The organism is Mannheimia massilioguelmaensis (assembly GCF_000940515.1).
Taxonomy (GTDB): Bacteria; Pseudomonadota; Gammaproteobacteria; order Enterobacterales; family Pasteurellaceae; genus Basfia; species Basfia bettyae.
Window position 1 is genome coordinate 53,897 of the sequence record NZ_CDQL01000004.1, and the last position, 20,879, is coordinate 74,775.

At 37.0% G+C, this 20,879-nt stretch carries 12 protein-coding genes; 10 read left to right on the forward strand and 2 right to left on the reverse strand.

Features of this window, described 5'->3' with window-relative positions:
* The first annotated feature begins 43 nt into the window (after positions 1–43).
* The 9 genes from rpoC (at position 44) to BN1226_RS01665 (ending at position 16,978) form a co-directional block, all read left to right on the forward strand.
* Positions 44–4,303 (forward strand): DNA-directed RNA polymerase subunit beta', encoded by a 4,260-nt coding sequence (gene rpoC / locus BN1226_RS01625; protein ID WP_044469702.1) that lies wholly within the window; start codon positions 44–46, stop codon positions 4,301–4,303.
* A 197-nt stretch (positions 4,304–4,500) separates the two neighbouring features.
* Complete coding sequence (mfd, locus tag BN1226_RS01630) at positions 4,501–7,947, forward strand: transcription-repair coupling factor (RefSeq protein ID WP_044469703.1); 3,447 nt, start codon at positions 4,501–4,503, stop codon at positions 7,945–7,947.
* Between the two features lie 241 nt (positions 7,948–8,188).
* Positions 8,189–8,773, forward strand: coding sequence for a D-sedoheptulose 7-phosphate isomerase (lpcA, locus tag BN1226_RS01635; protein ID WP_044469704.1), 585 nt, complete (start codon positions 8,189–8,191; stop codon positions 8,771–8,773).
* 150 nt (positions 8,774–8,923) lie between these two features.
* The gene (gene artP, locus BN1226_RS01640) at positions 8,924–9,655 is read left to right on the forward strand and encodes an arginine ABC transporter ATP-binding protein ArtP (protein WP_044469937.1); all 732 of its coding nucleotides are present in this window, start codon (positions 8,924–8,926) and stop codon (positions 9,653–9,655) included.
* A 14-nt stretch (positions 9,656–9,669) separates the two neighbouring features.
* The gene (locus BN1226_RS01645; protein WP_044469705.1) at positions 9,670–10,392 is read left to right on the forward strand and encodes an arginine ABC transporter substrate-binding protein; all 723 of its coding nucleotides are present in this window, start codon (positions 9,670–9,672) and stop codon (positions 10,390–10,392) included.
* A gap of 5 nt (positions 10,393–10,397) precedes the next feature.
* Positions 10,398–11,069 carry an arginine ABC transporter permease ArtQ gene (gene artQ / locus BN1226_RS01650; protein ID WP_005761306.1) on the forward strand — a complete coding sequence of 224 codons (672 nt, stop codon included), beginning with the start codon at positions 10,398–10,400 and terminating at the stop codon, positions 11,067–11,069.
* Complete coding sequence (artM, locus tag BN1226_RS01655; protein WP_044469706.1) at positions 11,069–11,752, forward strand: arginine ABC transporter permease ArtM; 684 nt, start codon at positions 11,069–11,071, stop codon at positions 11,750–11,752. Before artQ ends, artM begins: the two co-directional genes overlap by 1 nt.
* A 119-nt stretch (positions 11,753–11,871) precedes the next feature.
* Positions 11,872–14,742 carry a DNA polymerase I gene (gene polA / locus BN1226_RS01660; RefSeq protein ID WP_044469707.1) on the forward strand — a complete coding sequence of 957 codons (2,871 nt, stop codon included), beginning with the start codon at positions 11,872–11,874 and terminating at the stop codon, positions 14,740–14,742.
* A gap of 199 nt (positions 14,743–14,941) precedes the next feature.
* The gene (locus BN1226_RS01665; protein ID WP_044469708.1) at positions 14,942–16,978 is read left to right on the forward strand and encodes a BCCT family transporter; all 2,037 of its coding nucleotides are present in this window, start codon (positions 14,942–14,944) and stop codon (positions 16,976–16,978) included.
* Between the two features lie 69 nt (positions 16,979–17,047).
* Here the strand turns inward: BN1226_RS01665 and murQ are convergent, their stop codons facing one another.
* Positions 17,048–17,962, reverse strand: a complete 915-nt coding sequence (murQ, locus tag BN1226_RS01670; RefSeq protein ID WP_044469709.1) for an N-acetylmuramic acid 6-phosphate etherase — start codon at positions 17,960–17,962, stop codon at positions 17,048–17,050.
* Between the two features lie 12 nt (positions 17,963–17,974).
* Positions 17,975–19,087, reverse strand: coding sequence for an anhydro-N-acetylmuramic acid kinase (locus BN1226_RS01675; protein WP_044469710.1), 1,113 nt, complete (start codon positions 19,085–19,087; stop codon positions 17,975–17,977).
* Positions 19,088–19,225: 138 nt separating this feature from the next.
* Between BN1226_RS01675 and glmU the strand changes: the two genes are divergently transcribed.
* Complete coding sequence (gene glmU, locus BN1226_RS01680) at positions 19,226–20,590, forward strand: bifunctional UDP-N-acetylglucosamine diphosphorylase/glucosamine-1-phosphate N-acetyltransferase GlmU (protein WP_044469711.1); 1,365 nt, start codon at positions 19,226–19,228, stop codon at positions 20,588–20,590.
* The last annotated feature ends 289 nt before the right edge of the window (positions 20,591–20,879 follow it).

Here is a 20,879-nt window from a genome sequence, read left to right on the forward strand (position 1 = left end):
TCTACCGCACTTGAATAAGTTTAACTCCGACAGGAGCAAATCTGTGAAAGACTTAGTTAAGTTCTTAAAAGCACAATCAAAAACTTCAGAAGATTTTGATGTGATTAAAATTGGTTTAGCATCACCAGATATGATTCGTTCATGGTCTTTTGGTGAGGTTAAAAAGCCAGAAACTATCAACTACCGTACATTCAAACCTGAACGTGACGGGCTTTTCTGTGCACGTATTTTCGGGCCAGTAAAAGACTATGAATGTTTATGTGGTAAATATAAACGTTTAAAACATCGTGGTGTAATTTGTGAAAAATGTGGCGTTGAAGTCACTCAAACCAAAGTACGTCGTGAACGTATGGGACATATTGAATTAGCTTCACCTGTAGCTCATATTTGGTTCTTAAAATCACTTCCATCCCGTATTGGTCTATTATTAGATATGCCGTTACGTGATATTGAGCGTGTTTTATATTTTGAATCATATATTGTTATCGAACCAGGAATGACTGATCTTGAAAAAGGTCAATTATTAACTGAAGAACAGTTCATGGATGCCGAAGATCGTTGGGCAGATGAGTTCGATGCAAAAATGGGTGCCGAAGCAATCCAAGCGTTATTACGTGACATGGATTTAGCACATGAATGTGAAACATTACGTGAAGAATTACAAGAAACCAATTCTGAAACTAAACGTAAAAAAATCACTAAACGCTTAAAATTATTAGAAGCATTTTTACAATCTGGTAATAAACCAGAATGGATGGTGATGACTGTATTACCAGTATTACCACCAGATTTACGTCCATTAGTACCATTAGATGGTGGTCGTTTTGCAACTTCTGATTTAAATGACTTATATCGTCGTGTAATTAACCGTAATAACCGTTTAAAACGTTTATTAGATTTAGTTGCACCAGATATTATCGTACGTAATGAAAAACGTATGTTACAAGAATCTGTAGATGCATTATTAGATAATGGTCGCCGTGGTCGTGCGATTACAGGTTCTAACCGTCGTCCATTAAAATCTTTGGCTGATATGATCAAAGGTAAACAAGGTCGTTTCCGTCAAAACTTGCTTGGTAAACGTGTTGACTATTCAGGTCGTTCAGTAATCACTGTAGGTCCATACTTACACCTACATCAATGTGGTTTACCGAAAAAAATGGCATTGGAATTATTCCGCCCATTTATCTATGCTAAATTAGAAAGCCGTGGCTTTGCTTCAACAATTAAAGCTGCGAAGAAGATGGTTGAGCGTGAAGATGCCATCGTATGGGATATCTTAGCTGAAGTTATCCGCGAACATCCAATTTTATTAAACCGTGCACCAACACTTCACCGTTTAGGTATTCAAGCGTTTGAACCTATCCTAATCGAAGGTAAAGCAATGCAATTACACCCACTTGTTTGTGCGGCGTTCAATGCGGACTTCGATGGTGACCAAATGGCGGTTCACGTACCATTAACACTTGAAGCTCAATTAGAAGCTCGTGCGTTAATGATGTCAACTAATAACGTATTATCTCCTGCGAATGGTGATCCAATCATCGTTCCATCACAAGACGTGGTATTAGGTATCTATTACATGACACGTGAAAAAGTGAATGGTCGTGGTGAAGGTATGTTATTACAAGATCCACGTGAAGCGGAAAAAGCTTATCGTACAGGTCGTGCAGAATTACATTCACGTGTAAAAGTTCGTATTACTGAATATGTGAAAAATGTAGCAGGTGAGTTTGAATCTCAAACTACCTTAACGGATACTACTATTGGTCGTGCAATCTTATGGATGATCGCACCAAAAGGCATGCCATTTAGTTTATTCAACCAAACACTTGGTAAAAAAGCGATTTCTAAATTAATCAACGAATGTTACCGTCGTTTAGGCGTGAAAGCGAGTGTTATGTTTGCTGACCAAATTATGTATACTGGTTTCGCTTATGCTGCTCGTTCAGGTTCATCTGTTGGTATTGATGATATGGTTATCCCAGAGAAGAAATATGAAATTATTTCTGCTGCGGAAGCTGAAGTTGCTGAAATTCAAGAACAGTTCCAATCTGGTTTGGTAACTGCTGGTGAACGTTATAATAAAGTGATCGATATTTGGGCAACGGCTAATGAACGCGTTGCAAAAGCCATGATGGAAAATCTTTCTACGGAAGAAGTTATCAACCGTGAAGGCAATCCAGAAAAACAAGCATCATTTAATAGCATCTTTATGATGGCAGACTCTGGTGCTCGTGGTTCTGCAGCTCAGATTCGTCAGTTAGCAGGTATGCGTGGTTTGATGGCTCGTCCAGATGGTTCAATCATTGAAACACCAATTACTGCAAACTTCCGTGAAGGTTTGAACGTTCTTCAGTACTTTATTTCAACCCATGGTGCTCGTAAAGGTTTGGCGGATACCGCATTAAAAACAGCGAACTCAGGTTACTTAACTCGTCGTTTAGTTGACGTTGCACAAGACTTAGTGATTATTGAAGATGACTGTGGTACACACGAAGGTATCGTGATGACTCCACTTATCGAAGGTGGTGATGAAAAAGTTTCACTCCGTGAATTAGTATTAGGTCGTGTGGCGGCAGAAGACATTTTAAAACCAGGTACAGAAGAAGTATTGATCCCTCGTAACACTTTATTAGATGAAAAAGTGTGTGACATCCTTGACGATAATTCAGTGGATAGTGTGAAAGTACGTTCTGTTGTAACTTGTGATACAGATTTTGGTGTATGTGCGAAATGTTATGGTCGTGATTTAGCTCGTGGTCACTTGATTAACCAAGGTGAAGCGGTAGGTGTTATTGCTGCACAATCAATCGGTGAACCAGGTACTCAGTTAACCATGCGTACATTCCACATCGGTGGTGCAGCATCTGCAGCAGCAAAAGAATCAGGTATCCAAGTTAAAACAACAGGTACTGTACATTTAACTAATGCTAAATTCGTTACTAATACTGAAGGTAAATTAGTATTAACTTCTCGTAACACAGAATTAACGGTAACAGATACTTTTGGTCGTACCAAAGAGCATTATAAAGTCCCTTATGGCGCGATATTAACCAAAGGTGATGAAGCTCAGGTGAGTGCAGGAGAAACCATTGCAAATTGGGATCCACATACTATGCCTGTTGTGTCTGAAGTTGCTGGTTTTGTGAAATTTGTTGATATTGTTGATGGCTTGACAGTTACTCGTCAAACTGATGAATTAACAGGTTTATCTTCAATTGTGGTACAAGACGTGGGTGAACGTGCAACGGCAGGTAAGGATTTACGTCCAGCAATCAAATTAGTTGATGCGAAAGGTAATGACATTATCGTTCCTGAAATTGAAGTGGCTGCACAATACTTCTTACCAGGTAAAGCAATTGTAACTTTAGATGATGGTGCTGAAATTCATGTCGGTGAGCCATTAGCTCGTATTCCACAAGAATCTGTAGGTACGAAAGATATCACCGGTGGTCTTCCACGTGTTGCTGATTTATTCGAAGCTCGTAAACCTAAAGAACCTGCAATTCTTGCAGAAATCACAGGTATCGTATCATTCGGTAAAGAAACGAAAGGTAAACGTCGTCTTGTAATCACCCCAACTGAAGGTGAAGCATACGAGGAAATGATTCCTAAATGGCGTCAATTGAACGTATTCGAAGGCGAAATGGTTCAACGTGGTGATGTGATTTCTGATGGTGCAGAAACACCACATGATATCTTACGCTTACGTGGTGTTCGTGCAGTAACTGAGTATATTGTGAATGAAGTTCAAGATGTTTACCGCTTACAAGGGGTAAAAATCAATGATAAACACATCGAAGTTATCGTACGTCAAATGCTACGTAAATGTGTGATCACTAAAGCTTATGATTCAGAATTCTTAGAAGGCGAACAAGCTGAAGTAGCACGTGTGAAAATTGTGAACCGTAAACGTGCAGAAGAAGGTAAACCATTAGTAGAGTTCGAACGCGAATTACTTGGTATTACTAAAGCTTCATTAGCAACTGAGTCATTTATCTCAGCCGCATCGTTCCAAGAAACCACTCGTGTGTTAACTGAAGCGGCGGTTGCAGGTAAACGTGACGAATTACGTGGCTTAAAAGAAAATGTCATCGTTGGTCGCTTAATTCCAGCTGGTACAGGTTTTGCATACCATCAGAATCGTGTGAAAAACCGTAATCTTGTGCAATCAGAAGAAGTTGCAGTAAAATTCTCGGCAGCAGATGAAGCTGAAATTGAAGCGGAATTTAATATTGTAGCTGAAGATCCAACTGCAAGTTTAGCTGAAATGTTAAATATGGCAGATGAAGCAGAATAAGCACTAGATTAGTGAATTAAATTTAAAACCCTTGATGTAAAAACATTAAGGGTTTTTTATTGGAAATTTTCTGAAATTCCACCGCAGTTTTAGGATTAATTAGATTAATAGCCCTCGCTCATTTAAATAACTGATATAATGTTTTATATCGCTAAGATTCAATAATTATTTTGGCAGAGACCAAGTGACGGATAAAGATGACACAAAACTATTTCAATTTAGATATCCCTTCTCAAGCAAATGATCATAAAATTATTGGTAATGTGATAGCGGGTTCAGACGGTTTAGCTATTGCAGAAATTGCCCGTGAGCATAAAGGTCTCACACTAGTGGTCACTAACGATACTAAAAGTGCGGTAAAATTAGAGAAAATTTTACAGGATATTAGTCCTCATGAAGTGCGTTATTTCCCTGACTGGGAAACCTTGCCTTATGATAGTTTTTCGCCTCATCAAGACATTATTTCTACTCGTTTAAGTACCTTATTTTACTTACAAAATGCAAAACAAGGGATAGTGCTATTGCCAATGACCACTTTGATGCAACGAGTGTGCCCTCCAAGTTATTTGCAACATAATGTTTTGTTAATTAAAAAAGGCGATCGTTTAGTTATTGATAAATTACGTCTGCAATTAGAGAATGCAGGTTATCGTGCTGTAGAACAAGTATTGGAACATGGCGAATATGCTGTTCGAGGTGCTTTACTTGATTTATTTCCAATGGGAAGCAATGAACCTTATCGTTTAGATTTCTTTGATGATGAAATTGATACTATTCGTACCTTTGATGTGGATACGCAGCGGACTATCGCAGATATTAATTCTATTAATTTATTACCTGCACATGAATTTCCAACAGATGATAAGAGTATTGAATTCTTTCGTAGCCAATTCCGCGAAACTTTTGGTGAAATCCGTCGTGATCCAGAACATATTTATCAACAAGTGAGTAAAGGCACACTGGTCTCTGGCATTGAATATTGGCAGCCACTTTTCTTTGAAGAAATGGCGACTTTATTTGATTATTTACCTGCGAATACACTATTTGTGGATATGGAACAAACACAAATCCAAGCAGAACGTTTTTATCAAGATGCTAGCCAGCGTTTTGAAAGTCGTCGCGTGGATCCTATGCGTCCATTGTTACCACCAGAGCGTTTATGGTTACGAATTAATGAAATCAATAAAGCTTTAAAAAATTATCCTCGTATAAGTTTTAAAGTTGAAAAAGTACGGTCATCTGCGAGACAAAAAAATCTATTAGTACAAGCTTTACCTGAATTACAGATCCAATCACAACAAAAAGAACCTTTGCAAAACCTTCGTCAGTTTATTGAGAGTTTCAAAGGACATATTGTCTTTTCTGTGGAAACGGAAGGTCGTCGTGAGACTTTATTAGATTTATTATCACCAATTAAATTACGTCCGCAGCAGATAGAAAATCTCTCACAAATAGAAGGATTAAATTACAGTTTACAAATTAGTTCATTAGATAATGGTTTTATTATTGAAAGTGAAAATAATGAAGCTATTGCGATTATTTGTGAGACAGAATTATTAGGTGAACGAGTTCAACAACGTAGCCGTGATAAACGTAAATCAGTGAATCCAGATACACTGATTCGTAATTTGGCGGAACTCAAAATTGGTCAAGCGGTTGTTCATCTAGAACATGGTGTGGGGCGCTATGGTGGATTAGTGAGCTTAGAAAATGGGGGCATTAAAGCTGAGTACTTACTACTGACTTATGCGAATGAAGCGAAATTATATGTCCCCGTTGCTTCATTACATTTAATTAGTCGTTATGTAGGTGGTTCAGATGAAACCGCACCATTACATAAATTAGGCAGTGATGCATGGGTAAAAGCTCGTCATAAAGCGGCTGAAAAAATTCGTGATGTGGCAGCAGAATTGTTAGATGTCTATGCTCAACGAGAAGCACAGAAAGGTTTTGCTTTTAAATATGATCGTGATGAATTTATGCAATTCTCTGCAACTTTTCCATTTGAAGAGACTTATGATCAAGAACTTGCAATTAATGCAGTTATTTCTGATATGTGTCAGCCAAAAGCCATGGATCGTTTAGTTTGTGGCGATGTGGGATTTGGTAAAACTGAAGTAGCGATGCGAGCCGCATTTTTATCTGTTATGAATCATAAGCAAGTAGCGGTATTAGTGCCTACCACTTTACTTGCTCAACAGCATTATGAAAATTTCCGTGATCGTTTTGCTAATTTGCCGGTGAATGTGGAAATGGTTTCACGTTTTAGAACGGCAAAAGAACAAAAGCAAATTTTAATGGATTTAGCTGAAGGTAAAGTGGATATCTTAATAGGTACACATAAGCTGATTCAGTCCGATGTAAGATTCAAAGATTTAGGGTTGCTAGTGATCGATGAAGAACATCGTTTTGGCGTACGTCAGAAAGAAAAAATTAAACAATTACGTGCGAATATCGATATTCTTACGTTAACAGCAACACCCATTCCTCGTACTTTAAATATGGCGATGAATGGTATTCGTGATTTATCTATTATTTCAACGCCACCTGCGCGCCGACTTACGATTAAAACTTTTGTTCGTCAGAATGATGATTTGGTGGTACGTGAGGCTATCCTGCGTGAAATTTTACGTGGTGGACAGGTATATTATTTACATAATGATGTGGCAACTATCGATCGTTGTGCCGAAAAATTAGCTGAGCTTGTCCCTGAAGCTCGAATAGTAGTAGGGCATGGACAAATGCATGAACGTGAGCTAGAGCGTGTAATGACGGATTTTTATCATCAACGTTTTAATGTATTAGTTTGCTCAACCATTATTGAAACGGGGATTGATGTACCTACCGCCAATACGATTATTATTGAACGAGCGGATAATTTTGGTTTAGCACAATTACATCAATTACGTGGACGTGTTGGTCGTTCACATCATCAAGCTTATGCTTATTTATTGACACCACCGCCGAAATTAATGACTAAAGATGCTCAGAAACGTTTAGAGGCGTTAGAAAGTTTAGATAATCTTGGAGCAGGCTTTATTCTTGCTACTCATGATTTAGAAATTCGTGGTGCAGGAGAATTATTAGGGAGTGAACAAAGTGGACAAATTGAAAGCATTGGTTTCTCCTTGTATATGGAATTGCTAGAAAGTGCAGTGAAGGCGATGAAAGAAGGGCGTGAGCCATCTTTAGATGAACTAACTCAACAGCAAGTAGAAATTGATTTACGTATGCCAGCATTATTACCTGAAGATTACTTGGGCGATGTGAATATGCGTTTATCTTTTTATAAACGTATTGCAGGTGCAGAAAATAAAGCTGCCTTAGATGAATTAAAAGTAGAATTAATCGATCGCTTTGGTTTATTACCTGAAGCAACAAAAAATTTAATGCAAATTGCCGAGCTACGTCTTATGGCAAAACAACTGGGTATTATCCGTATAGATGGTACTTTACATGGTGGCTTTATTGAATTTTCCCCAGCCGCAGATTTAGATCCGATAAAATTCCTTAATCTGATTAAACAACAGCCTGCGGTGTTTAAATTTGATGGACCTACTAAGTTCAGATTTACTTGCAATTTAGAAGAAAATACTAAACGCCTTGAGTTTATAAGCCAGTTGATTGAATCCTTACTAAACTAAACATAAGTAAAAGTGCGGTAATAAAATATTTATTTTTGAATATTGGTTATATCAATCGCCCTAATTGAATGCACAATTTGTTATATGAGTTGTGAATACTTTTTACAATAATTATTGTCTAAATGTTACTTGATTGGATATTTGGCATAGATTAAATAGATATGATGTTATACAATCAATCTTACGACTTTTAACTAAAGTACGTTGATTTTTTTACGTATTTTCAAAGAGGAACATATTCATGTACTTAGAACAAATTAAAGCTGAATTAAATGAAGCGGCAGATGTATTAGATAAATTCATTAAAGATGAAAACAATATCAAATTAATTCAAGAAGCAGCGTTAATTTTAGCGAATAGCTTCAAACAAGGAGGAAAAGTACTTTCTTGTGGTAATGGTGGTTCACATTGTGATGCAATGCATTTTGCAGAAGAATTAACAGGTCGTTATCGTGAAAATCGCCCAGGTTATCCTGCTATCGCAATTTCAGATGTGAGTCATTTAAGTTGTGTAAGTAATGACTTTGGCTATGACTATGTGTTCTCCCGCTATGTTGAGGCTGTAGGGCAAAAAGGTGATGTGCTATTTGGTTTATCTACTTCAGGTAATTCAAAAAATATCTTAAATGCAATTAAAGCAGCTAAAGAAAAGGGCATGAAAGTGATTGCGATGACGGGTAAAGATGGCGGTAAAATGGCGGGTCTTGCGGATGTTGAGATTCGTGTACCCCATTTCCGTTATGCAGACCGAATTCAGGAAGTGCATATTAAAGTGATTCATATTTTAATGATGTTAGTTGAATTTGAAATGGCTAAAGAAGCTTAACTATTTATAGTTTGTATAAAGTGCGGTTAGAATTTTAGAAATTTTAACCGCACTTTTTTTATTCGTTATTCTCACAAATATAATTGCATAATTATGCAAAAAATATTAATATTATTTCAATATTTGGCAAATATAGAGATTTTATTAAAAATGACCCTTAGTGTTAAAAACTTAAATTTCTTTTATGGATCATCTCAAGCATTATTTGATATCAATTTAACCGCTGAAGATGGCGATACTGTAGTTTTGCTTGGACCAAGCGGTGCAGGTAAAAGTACGTTAATTCGTACCTTTAATTTACTTGAAATACCACAATCAGGTGAATTAAATGTCACGGGTAACCAATTTGATTTATCACAAACTGCTGATGCAAAAAAAATGCGTCAGTTACGTCAGGATGTTGGAATGGTGTTCCAACAATATAATTTATGGCCACATTTTACTGTGGTGGAAAACCTCATTGAATCACCAATGAAAGTGCTTGGTTTAAGCGAATCAGAAGCTAAGAAAGAAGCGATGGAATTATTAGTTCGTTTACGCTTAGAAGAACACGCAGATCGTTTTCCACTACAGCTTTCAGGTGGTCAGCAGCAACGTGTAGCAATTGCTCGAGCACTCATGATGAAACCAAAGGTTTTGTTATTTGATGAGCCAACAGCGGCGTTAGACCCTGAGATTACTGCACAAGTCGTTGCGATTATTCAAGAATTACAGGAAACTGGCATAACTCAAGTGATCGTAACTCACGAAGTTGGTGTAGCACGTAAAGTGGCAACTAAAGTGGTTTATATGGAAAGTGGTCGTATTGTGGAAATGGGGAATGCAAGTTGTTTTGAAAACCCACAGACAGAAGAATTTAGACAATATCTGTCACATGACTAATAAAGGTGAACACAATGAAAAAATTACTTTTAGCAACGCTTTTTGCAAGCACAACATTTGCCACACAAGCACAAGATATTACTTTTGCCTGTGAACCATCATATCCACCCTTTGAATTAACTAATGCAAATGGTGAAATCGTAGGTTTTGATGTGGATATCGCACAAGCAGTTTGTAAACAAATTAATGCAAATTGTACTTTCAAAAATCAATCATTTGATGCCTTAATTCCAAGCTTAAAAGCAAAACGCTTTGACGCTGCAATGTCTGCTATTGATATTACTGAATCTCGTGCAAAACAAGTATTGTTCTCTGATCCTTACTATGATAGTTCTGCAAGTTTCATTGCAGTGAAAGGTAAAGTCGATCTTAATACAGCAAAAAATATTGGTGTTCAAAATGGTACTACATTCCAACAATATGTTGTTGCTGAAGCTCCTCAATATACGCCAAAATCTTACGCTTCATTACAAGATGCGATCTTAGACTTAAAAAATGGTCGTATTGATATTATGTTTGGTGATACTGCAGTATTAGCGGATATGTTAGCAAAAGAACCAGAGTTAGCATTTGTTGGCGATAAAGTCACTAACAAAAAATACTTTGGTAATGGATTAGGTATTGCCGTGCATAAAAGTGATAAAGCTTTAGTTGATAGCTTAAATAAAGGGTTATCGGCAATTAAAGCAAGTGGCGAATACCAAAAAATTTATGATAAATGGATGACAGCTAAATAAGCATTATGTTCTTTGATTATCTTCCTTTAATGACTACCGCAACCCTTATGACTTTAGGGTTAGCGGTTGCTTCGTTGTTAGTTGGTCTAATTCTTGCGATTTGTTTTGTGGTATTAGAGACTAATAAATTTGTTTGTATACGTAAACCAACTTCGGTGATTGTAACCTTATTACGAGGTTTGCCAGAGATCTTGGTAGTATTGTTGATCTATTTTGGTTCTACCGAAGTAGTAGAAAAACTAACAGGTGAATATATTGAATTTAGCCCATTTTTATGTGGTGTACTGGCATTAGCGATTATCTTTGCCGCATATGCCTCTCAGACTTTACGTGGTGCAATTCAAGCGATTCCATTAGGTCAATGGGAATCTGGTGCAGCCTTGGGACTTAGCCGTAGTTATACATTCTTACATATTATCATGCCACAAGTTTGGCGCCATGCATTACCAGGTCTAAGTAATCAATGGTTGGTACTATTGAAAGATACTGCCTTAGTGTCATTGATTGGTGTTGATGATTTAATGCGTCAAGCAAGCTTAGTAAATACTAATACTCACCAACCATTTACTTGGTATGGGTTTGCTGCCTTGTTATATTTGGTGATTACGCTTGTTAGCCAATTCTTTATTCGTAAATTGGAAGTGCGTTTCACTCGTTTTGAAAGAGGAGTGAGATAATGTTCCAAGAATATTTTGCAGAAATTGCTAAAGGTATTCCAACCAGTTTATTGCTTACTGTGGTTGCTTTAGGATTTGCATTTATTTTAGCGTTAGTTCTAACTTATTTATTATCAGCAGGTAATAAATGTGTAAGAATTGGTATTAATGGCTATTTAACTTTATTTACTGGCACACCATTACTCGTCCAATTTTTCTTAATTTATAGTGGCCCAGGTCAGTTTGAATGGATTGTTAATAGTGCATTATGGCCATTGCTGTCTAATGCTTGGTTTTGTGCTATGTTAGCGTTAGCTTTAAATAGTGCGGCTTATTCTACACAATTATTCCATGGTGCAGTTAAAGCTATTCCAAAAGGTCAATGGGAAAGTTGTTCAGCACTCGGTTTAAGTAAAGGGCAAACCTTAAGAATCCTTATTCCTTATGCCTTAAAACGTGCATTGCCTTCTTACAGTAATGAAATTGTATTAGTTTTTAAAGGTACGTCATTAGCTTCAACAATTACCATTATGGATATTATGGGCTATGCAAGACAGCTTTATGGTACAGAATATGATGCTTTAACTATTTATGGTATCGCCGGGATCATTTATTTAGCTATTACTGGTATTGCAACTTGGTTGTTACGTAAGTTAGAACATAAAGTTTTAGCGTTCGAAAGATTAGAAGTAGAAAAAGTATAATAGAGAATAATAAGGAAAGGTGGGTTTTTATATCCACCTTTTTTATTGAAAATAGCCTCTGCTGTGATAGATTATAAGCTATAATAATTTACAATTTTAACATTTATATTGAGATTTTTATGGCACAAATTGCACAAAACCCACTTGTTTTAGTTGATGGTTCTTCTTATTTATATCGAGCTTTCCATGCATTTCCACCTTTAACTAACTCCCTCGGTGAGCCTACAGGAGCAATGTATGGGGTGATGAATATGCTGAAAAGTTTGATTGCTCAAGTGCAACCAACCCATATTGCCGTGGTATTTGATGCTAAAGGTAAAACATTTCGTGATGAATTGTTTGAACAATACAAATCTCATCGTCCACCGATGCCTGATGAACTTCGTAAACAAATTCAACCACTACATCATATGATAAAAGCATTAGGCATTCCCCTGCTTTCTATCGAAGGTGTTGAAGCAGATGATGTCATCGGCACGCTTGCCACACAGGCTTCACAAGCGGGTAAAAAAGTGTTGATTAGTACAGGCGATAAAGATATGGCACAGTTGGTGGATGATAACGTGATGTTAATTAACACCATGAATAATAGCTTGCTTGATCGTAAAGGTGTGATTGAAAAATATGGCATTCCTCCAGAGCTAATTATCGATTATTTAGCCTTAATGGGCGATAGTGCGGATAATATTCCTGGTGTCGCTGGCGTAGGTGAAAAAACAGCATTAGGGCTATTGCAAGGGATTGGCAGTATGACGGAGATTTATGCTAATCTTGATAAAGTTGCTGATTTACCTATCCGAGGTGCTAAAAAGTTAGGTGAAAAACTTGAGTCAGCAAAAGCAGATGCAGAGCTTTCTTATATCCTTGCAACGATTAAAACGGATGTGCAATTATCAGTAAATCCCGATCAATTAACTATTGGTAAAGCTAATAATGATCAATTAGTAGAATATTTTGGTCGTTACGAATTTAAACGTTGGTTGACGGAAGTGATGAACGGTACAAGTTCAGTGACTAACCCACAAGAACAAGCAGTGAAAGTGAATAATTACCAAGTCACTCCTATGCCTTCTGGAGAGCCCGCCACACCTAAAAATTTTGTCAAAATAGACCGCAGTTTATATGAAACTGTGGATAGCCCAGATAAACTTGCGATGTGGATAGCAAAAATCACTGAAGCTAAATTAGTTGCCGTGGATACCGAAACCAATTCTTTAGATCCGATGGTGGCAGACCTGGTTGGAATTTCATTTAGCTTAGAAAATGGAGAGGCTTGTTATATTCCATTGGCACATATGCATCAAGTGAGTACAAATTCAATTGGGTTGCAAGGTGATCTTTTTGCTGAACCTGAAGCCAGTGATGAACTTACTTGGGAGCCCATTCCAAATCAATTAAATAAAACAGAGTGCTTGCAGCAGTTAAAAGCAATTTTGGAAAATCCTGAGATTCAAAAAATTGGTCAAAATATTAAATATGATCTTAGTATTTTTGCTAATAATGGCATTGAGTTACAAGGTGTTGCCTTTGATACAATGTTGGAATCTTATGTGCTAAACAGTACAGGTCGTCATAATATGGATGATCTTGCTGCTCGTTATTTAGGGCATAACACGATTGCTTTTGAAGATATTGCAGGAAAAGGTAAAACACAGCTAACATTCGATCAAATTGCCTTAAGCAAAGCCTCCGAATATGCTGCAGAGGATGCTGATGTTACGATGAAATTGCATCAAACCTTGTGGCAAGATGTTTCACAAAATGGCGAGTTAGTAAAATTATTTACAGCAATGGAAATGCCTTTGGTCGGCGTGCTTTCTCGCATAGAACGTAATGGCGTATTGATTGATAGCCAAGCGTTATCTACTTATTCTGAAGAAATTACGCATAGATTAGCTGAACTTGAAGCTCAAGCGCATGAAATGGCAGGTCAACCATTTAATCTTGCTTCAACCAAACAGTTGCAAGAAATTCTGTTTGATAAATTGGGATTACCAATTTTGAAAAAAACGCCGAAAGGCGCACCTTCAACTAATGAAGAAGTATTAGAAGAGCTTGCTTATGATCATGAATTACCTAAATTATTGGTAGAACACCGTGGCTTAAGCAAATTGAAATCCACTTATACAGATAAACTGCCTCAAATGGTTAATTCCAAAACGGGTCGAGTGCATACCTCTTATCATCAAGCAGTGACGGCAACGGGACGTTTATCTTCAAGTGATCCTAACTTGCAAAATATCCCCGTGCGTAATGATGAAGGTCGTCGTATTCGTCAAGCTTTTATTGCTCGACCTGGGTTTAAGGTGATAGCCGCAGACTATTCACAAATTGAATTGCGAATTATGGCTCATCTGTCTAGTGATAGAGGGTTAATGACAGCGTTCAGTGAGGGCAAGGATATTCACCGTTCTACGGCTGCAGAAATTTTTGGCTTAAGCTTAGATAAAGTAACGAGTGAGCAACGTCGCAGTGCAAAAGCAATTAATTTTGGTTTAATTTATGGTATGTCCTCTTTTGGATTATCTCGCCAGCTTGGGATTAGCCGTGGTGATGCACAAAAATATATGGATTTATACTTCCAACGTTATCCTGGCGTGCAAATTTTTATGACAGAAGTCCGTGAAAAAGCGAAATCCCAAGGATATGTAGAAACCTTATTTGGTCGTCGTTTATATTTACCTGAAATTAATTCAAACAATGCGATGCGTCGTAAAGCCGCAGAACGGATTGCTATTAATGCACCAATGCAAGGTACCGCCGCGGATATTATCAAGCGAGCAATGATTGATATTGATAAAGCCATTTTAAATGATCCCGATATTCTGATGATTATGCAGGTGCATGATGAATTGGTGTTTGAAGTGAAAGAAGAAAAAGTTGAGCATTGCAGCCAATTAATTAAATCTTTAATGGAGAATGCCACACAACTTAGTGTGCCATTGATTGTTGATGTAGGTATCGGTGAAAATTGGGATGAGGCCCATTAATTAAAGTTATTAGCGGAATAATTTAATGATTATTCACATGTAATAATATTCAAGAAGTTTTAACTTCCATTCTATTTTAGAAGCACTAATCCTTAAATCTTATGAGCTTGCTATAAGAAATAGCAAGGGGATTATTTTTCAGTACATTAAAGAAACAAGAGAATATAATTAAGTTTATGTTTTCAAAAATGGAGTATTTATGAGCTTTTTACAGCAATTACGTGATTCAACTACATTGAAAGCCCCTATTTTTGTGCCAACGGTTATTTTGGTATTACTTGTAACAATATGTTGTTCAGTTTTTCCTCAGCAAGCACAAGAGATTTTAAATATTGCTAAGCAGAGTATTTTTACTAATTTTAGCTGGTTTTATATTTTAGCAGGATCTATTTTCTTTTTGTTTTTAATATTCATTGGCGTTAGTCGGTTAGGGGATATCCGATTAGGTGCGGAAACTGATGAACCTGAATTTAGCTTTGCATCATGGATTGCAATGTTATTTGCGGCTGGAATGGGAATTGGTTTGATGTATTTTGGTGTTGCTGAGCCTGTATTACATTATCTAAAACCTGTTCAAGATGGTTTAACTGAATCAGAACGTATGAAAGAAGCCATGATGACAACATTTTATCATTGGGGCATTCATGCATGGGCGATTTATGCGGTTGTTGCATTAGCATTAGCCTATTTTGGCTTTCGTTATAAATTACCACTGACAGTACGTTCAGGCTTTTATCCCTTATTGCAAAATAAAATATCAGGTTTCTGGGGGCATTTGATTGATATTGTCGCTTTATGTAGCACAATTTTTGGTTTAACCACAACCCTTGGCTATGGTGCAATGCAAGTTAATGCAGGATTTAATTTCTTAGGGCTAGTAGAGGGAAATAGTTTCATTATTCTGGCCATTATTATGATGGTAGCAATGGCACTTGCGGTGATTTCTGCAATTTCTGGTGTAGGAAAAGGGGTTAAAATTCTCAGTGAAATCAATTTAGTGTTAGCGGGCTTATTATTATTGTTTGTTATTGCTGTCGGACCAACCTTAGGGCTATTTTCAGAATTAACCGAAAATTTGGGTTATTATTTTAGTTCATTAGTGGAGCTTAGTTTCCGTACTTTTGCTTACGATGCTTCAGCTGAGCATAAAGATTGGTTAAGTAGTTGGACGATTTTATATTGGTCTTGGTGGGCCTCTTGGGCTCCTTTTGTGGGTACCTTTATCGCTAAAATTTCAAAAGGACGTACGATTCGTGAATTTATTTTAGGGGTTTTATTTGTTCCTTCATTATTTAATATTTTATGGATGACGAGTTTTGGTGGCTCAGCCATTTGGATGGATCAACAAACACAAGGCGCATTAGCCGCTATTAGCGACAATGCAGAAGCTTTATTATTTGGATTTTTTGAGCATTTGCCTTTTGAGATTATTTCTTCAACTGTTGCTGTGATTGTTATTTCTATCTTTTTTGTGACGTCTGCCGATTCTGGTATCTTTGTTTTGAATAATATTGCTTCACAAGGTAATGAACAGGCACCAAAATGGCAAAGCATTTTTTGGGGCGCTTTATTAACGGTGCTTGGTTTATCGCTCCTTTATTCAGGAGGATTGGCATCACTTCAATCTATGACATTGATAATAGCTCTTCCATTTATGGCAATTATGTTATTACTTTGTTTTGGTCTATGGAAAGGGTTAATGATTGATACTCAGTATTCTAATAAAAAGTTTACACCAGGTAGCAATAATTGGTCTGGTGAAAATTGGCGTGAACGATTAGAACAAATTGTTAATCCCACTAAATATCAGGATGTCCGACGCTTCTTTATGAAAGTTGTGAAACCTGCATTTAAAGAATTAGTGGAAGAGTTTGAAAGCCATGGATTGAAAGCTCAATGGCATTTCATTGAGGGGCAAAACCCAAAAATTGAATTTGAAGTGGTGAAGGAAAATTTACGTAATTTCCTATATGGGGTGGAATGCCAATCAAGAGAGCTTTCAGATTTAGTGATTACAGATGAGCATGTGCCTAATATGGATGAAAGCCAAGTTTATGAGCCGATAACCTATTTCTTTGATGGGCGTCAAGGATATGATGTTCAATATATGACGAAAGATGAATTAATTACTGATGTTTTAAAACAATATGAACGTTTTATGAATTTAGCAATGGATGAAGCACATAATTTAATGACCGCTGATGTCGAGGGAATGTCAGATATTAGTGAAACTTAAGTTTTATTAGGATCTCACTCAAAGTGCGGTAAGAATTTTTCAAATTTCTACCGCACTTTTTTCATGCTATTAAGCGGTCAGTGCTTGTTTTAGTTTACCTTGATGTTGTGCTAATAATTGCATAGCAGCCTGTTTATCAAGATCGCCTAGAATCATCATAATTGCTAGTTTTGCATTATTTTCAGCGATTTTTAACGTATTTTCAGCCACTTCCTTTTTACATTCAGTGGCTTGCATAACAATGCGAACAGCACGAGCTTTTAACTTTTCATTACTGGCTTGTACATCCACCATTAAATTACTGTAACACTTGCCCATAAGCACCATGCTGGACGTCGTGAGCATATTTAACACGAGCTTTTGTGCCGTGCCCGATTTCATTCTGCTTGAACCCGTTAAAACTTCCTGACCAACGATAGTTTCAATGGCAATATCAGCAATTTGTGCCATCGCTGAGTTAGGGTTACTAGCAATCGAAATGGTTGTTGCACCAAGGGATTTTGCATATTCTAATGCACCAATGACATAAGGTGTGCGACCACTTGCAGCAATCCCTACAAGCGAGTCTTTGGCAGTAAATTGAATATTTTTGAGAGCATTTATCGCCATTTCTTTGTTATCTTCAGCGCCTTCAATCGGATGGCGTAAAGCATGTTCTCCACCTGCAATTAATCCTATCACCATATTATTTGAAACCCCGTAAGTAGGCGGACATTCGGAAGCATCTAATACCCCTAAGCGTCCACTTGTGCCTGCGCCAATATAGATTAATCGTCCTCCTTGTTGAAAACTCTCCACAATACGCTCAATTGCTTGGGCGATTTGTGGTAAGCATTTTTCAATGGCAATAGGTACTTGTTTATCTTCATTATTAATAAGCTTAACTAATTGCAATGCGGAAAGATTATCTAATTGCATGGAATTTGGATTGCGTTGCTCGGTAATCATTTGTCCAAGCGAGTTTAAAAGGTTTTTTTCTATCATCTGGTTGTCCATTTATTTCGGATAAATTACGCCTAAGCTGATCAGTTTGGTTGCCCCAGTTACACTCGGTAAGTTACTGGCTAAATTATGCATACGTCGATAAGCCAACCAAGCGAAAGCTGCTGCTTCTACGTAATCAATATCTAAACCAAATTCAGTGGTTGTGGAAACTTGCCATGCAGGTAGTAATTCAATTAAACGTTGCATAATGAGAGGATTCCTTGCACCACCACCACAGACTAGCAGTAAATTAGTGCGGTCTGTTTTTTGTAAATTTTTCAATTCATTGGCGATACTGACCGCAGTAAACTCGACCAAAGTACGTTGAACATCTTCAGGTGCTAAAAGTGCGGTGAATTTTGCTAATTTTTTATTCAACCATGCTAGGTTAAAAAGTTCACGTCCAGTACTTTTGGGCGGAGGTTGTTGGAAGTAAGGTTCATCTAATAATTCTGTTAATAATGGTCCATTCAATACACCTGATTTAGCCCATTCAGCATTTTTATCATAGCGTTTACCTTGATGAAACTCTATCCAAGAGTCGAGTAATGCATTGCCCACACTAACATCATAACCTATGGTAGGCTGATCAGGATCTAAAACTGAAATATTACTAATACCCCCAATATTTAACAGGAGGGTAAATCGATCATTAGCAGAAAACATATCTTGATGAAATGCAGGTACTAAAGGTGCGCCTTGTCCGCCTACGGCTATATCACGACGTCGAAAATCAGCAATAGTCGTGATCCCCGTTTGTTCTGCGACAATATTCATATCACCAATTTGCATAGTAAAAGGAAATACTGAATTAGGAGAATGCCAGATAGTTTGTCCGTGACAACCGATAGCAACAATTTTCTCAGACTCTAACCGCACTTTTTGTAGAAATTGATTAATGCTTTGTGCATATAGTTTTCCTAGTTGGTGATCCAGTTCGCCTAATTTCTGTAAACTTGTCTCACTTGAATGCAAAAGTGCGGTTAGATCTTGGCGAATTTCTTCTGGCATAGGAGTAAAGTCAGAAGCGATGAGTTTTGCAGGATTTTGAGCAAAATCCATTAAGGCTAAGTCCACTCCATCAAGGCTGGTCCCCGACATTACACCAATATAATATTGACTCATAGAAATTCCGTAAGCTGATAAATAGTCAATATTATAGCATTGGATAGGCAATTCTAAAGGAATAAAATATTGATTAGTGATTACTTGAATATGGTGTAAAATACGAAAATTTTATGATGATTAAAAAAGAGAACGATTATGTCAAAACTTAGTGTTGTTATTCTCGCTGCGGGTAAAGGAACTCGTATGTACTCTGATTTACCGAAAGTACTCCATAAAGTAGCAGGTAAACCCATGGTTAAGCATGTGATTGATACCGCAAAACAGCTGGCAGCAGAGAATATTCATTTAATTTATGGTCATGGCGGCGAATTATTAAAAGCACATTTAAGTGATGAGCCTGTAAACTGGGTGTTCCAAGCGGAGCAGTTAGGGACTGGTCATGCTATGCAACAAGCTGCACCATTTTTTAAAGATGATGAAAATATTTTAATGCTATATGGTGATAGTCCTTTAATTACGAAAGAAACATTAGAAAGATTAGTGGCAGCAAAACCTGAAAATGGCATTGCATTATTAACCGTGACCTTGGAAAATCCGACTGGCTACGGTCGTATTATTCGTGAAAATGGCTCTGTAGTTGCTATTGTTGAACAAAAAGATGCTACGCCTGAACAATTAAAAATTAATGAAGTGAATACAGGTGTAATGGTTTCCAATGGGGCAAGTTTTAAACAATGGTTATCTCGTTTAGAGAATAATAATGCCCAAGGTGAATACTATATGACTGATGTGATTGGTTTCGCAAACCAAGATGGCTACCAAGTGGTGGCTGTATCTGCAACAGATACGATGGAAGTTGAAGGTGCGAATAACCGTTTACAATTAGCTACATTAGAACGTTATTATCAACGTAAACAAGCCTCTCGTTTATTATTAGACGGCGTGATGTTGATTGATCCTGAACGCTTTGATTTACGTGGTACATTAGAACATGGTAAAGATTGTGAAATCGATGTAAATGTGATAGTTGAAGGTACAGTAAAATTAGGCAACCGTGTAAAAATTGGTGCAGGTTGTGTACTCAAAAATGTAGTCATTGGTGATGATGTAGAAATCAAACCTTATTCTGTATTTGAAGATGCCGTTGTGGGTGAAAAAGCACAAATTGGTCCATTCTCACGCTTACGTCCAGGGGCAAGATTAGCTAAAGAAACTCATGTCGGAAACTTTGTCGAAATTAAGAAAGCTGTTGTGGGTGAGGGTTCTAAAGTTAATCATTTAACCTACGTGGGTGATGCAGAAATTGGTACAAATTGTAATATTGGTGCGGGTGTTATCACTTGTAATTATGATGGTGCAAATAAATTTAAAACCATTATCGGCAATAATGTATTTGTTGGCTCTGATTCCCAATTAGTGGCACCAGTTACCATTGCTGATGGTGCGACTATTGGTGCTGGAGCAACGATTACTAAAGATGTTGCTGCTGGTGAATTAGTGACAACAAGAGTACCACAACGTCATACGGCAGATTGGGTGCGTCCAACTAAGAAGAAATAATAGATTACTGTTTTGATTATTTAGGCTCCTATTGGAGCCTTTTTTTTTGGGGATTCTGACCGCACTTTTTTCTATATTTATCTGGTTATATTAGAGATAAATTATGTATAAAAGTTGATAAAAAATTAAGGTTAATTTTTTATACAAAATAACCTTAATTTATTGTTTTTATTGGTAATAATTATCATTCATGCAAGTGTGGCTTAACTCTTTATGGGTAGTGTTTTTCGATTGGATCAATAAAATTATAAATAGTAAAAACTTATTCTTTTGGTCAGTTTTTAAAAGT

What these genes read in the sequence shown, in the direction of transcription:
- mfd (WP_044469703.1), top strand. Translation starts at nt 4,501, where the DNA reads ATGACACAAAACTATTTCAATTTAGATATCCCTTCTCAAGCAAATGAT.
- lpcA (WP_044469704.1), top strand. Translation starts at nt 8,189, where the DNA reads ATGTACTTAGAACAAATTAAAGCTGAATTAAATGAAGCGGCAGATGTA.
- artP (WP_044469937.1), top strand. Translation starts at nt 8,924, where the DNA reads ATGACCCTTAGTGTTAAAAACTTAAATTTCTTTTATGGATCATCTCAA.
- BN1226_RS01645 (WP_044469705.1), top strand. Translation starts at nt 9,670, where the DNA reads ATGAAAAAATTACTTTTAGCAACGCTTTTTGCAAGCACAACATTTGCC.
- artQ (WP_005761306.1), top strand. Translation starts at nt 10,398, where the DNA reads ATGTTCTTTGATTATCTTCCTTTAATGACTACCGCAACCCTTATGACT.
- artM (WP_044469706.1), top strand. Translation starts at nt 11,069, where the DNA reads ATGTTCCAAGAATATTTTGCAGAAATTGCTAAAGGTATTCCAACCAGT.
- polA (WP_044469707.1), top strand. Translation starts at nt 11,872, where the DNA reads ATGGCACAAATTGCACAAAACCCACTTGTTTTAGTTGATGGTTCTTCT.
- BN1226_RS01665 (WP_044469708.1), top strand. Translation starts at nt 14,942, where the DNA reads ATGAGCTTTTTACAGCAATTACGTGATTCAACTACATTGAAAGCCCCT.
- murQ (WP_044469709.1), bottom strand. Translation starts at nt 17,962, where the DNA reads ATGATAGAAAAAAACCTTTTAAACTCGCTTGGACAAATGATTACCGAG.
- BN1226_RS01675 (WP_044469710.1), bottom strand. Translation starts at nt 19,087, where the DNA reads ATGAGTCAATATTATATTGGTGTAATGTCGGGGACCAGCCTTGATGGA.
- glmU (WP_044469711.1), top strand. Translation starts at nt 19,226, where the DNA reads ATGTCAAAACTTAGTGTTGTTATTCTCGCTGCGGGTAAAGGAACTCGT.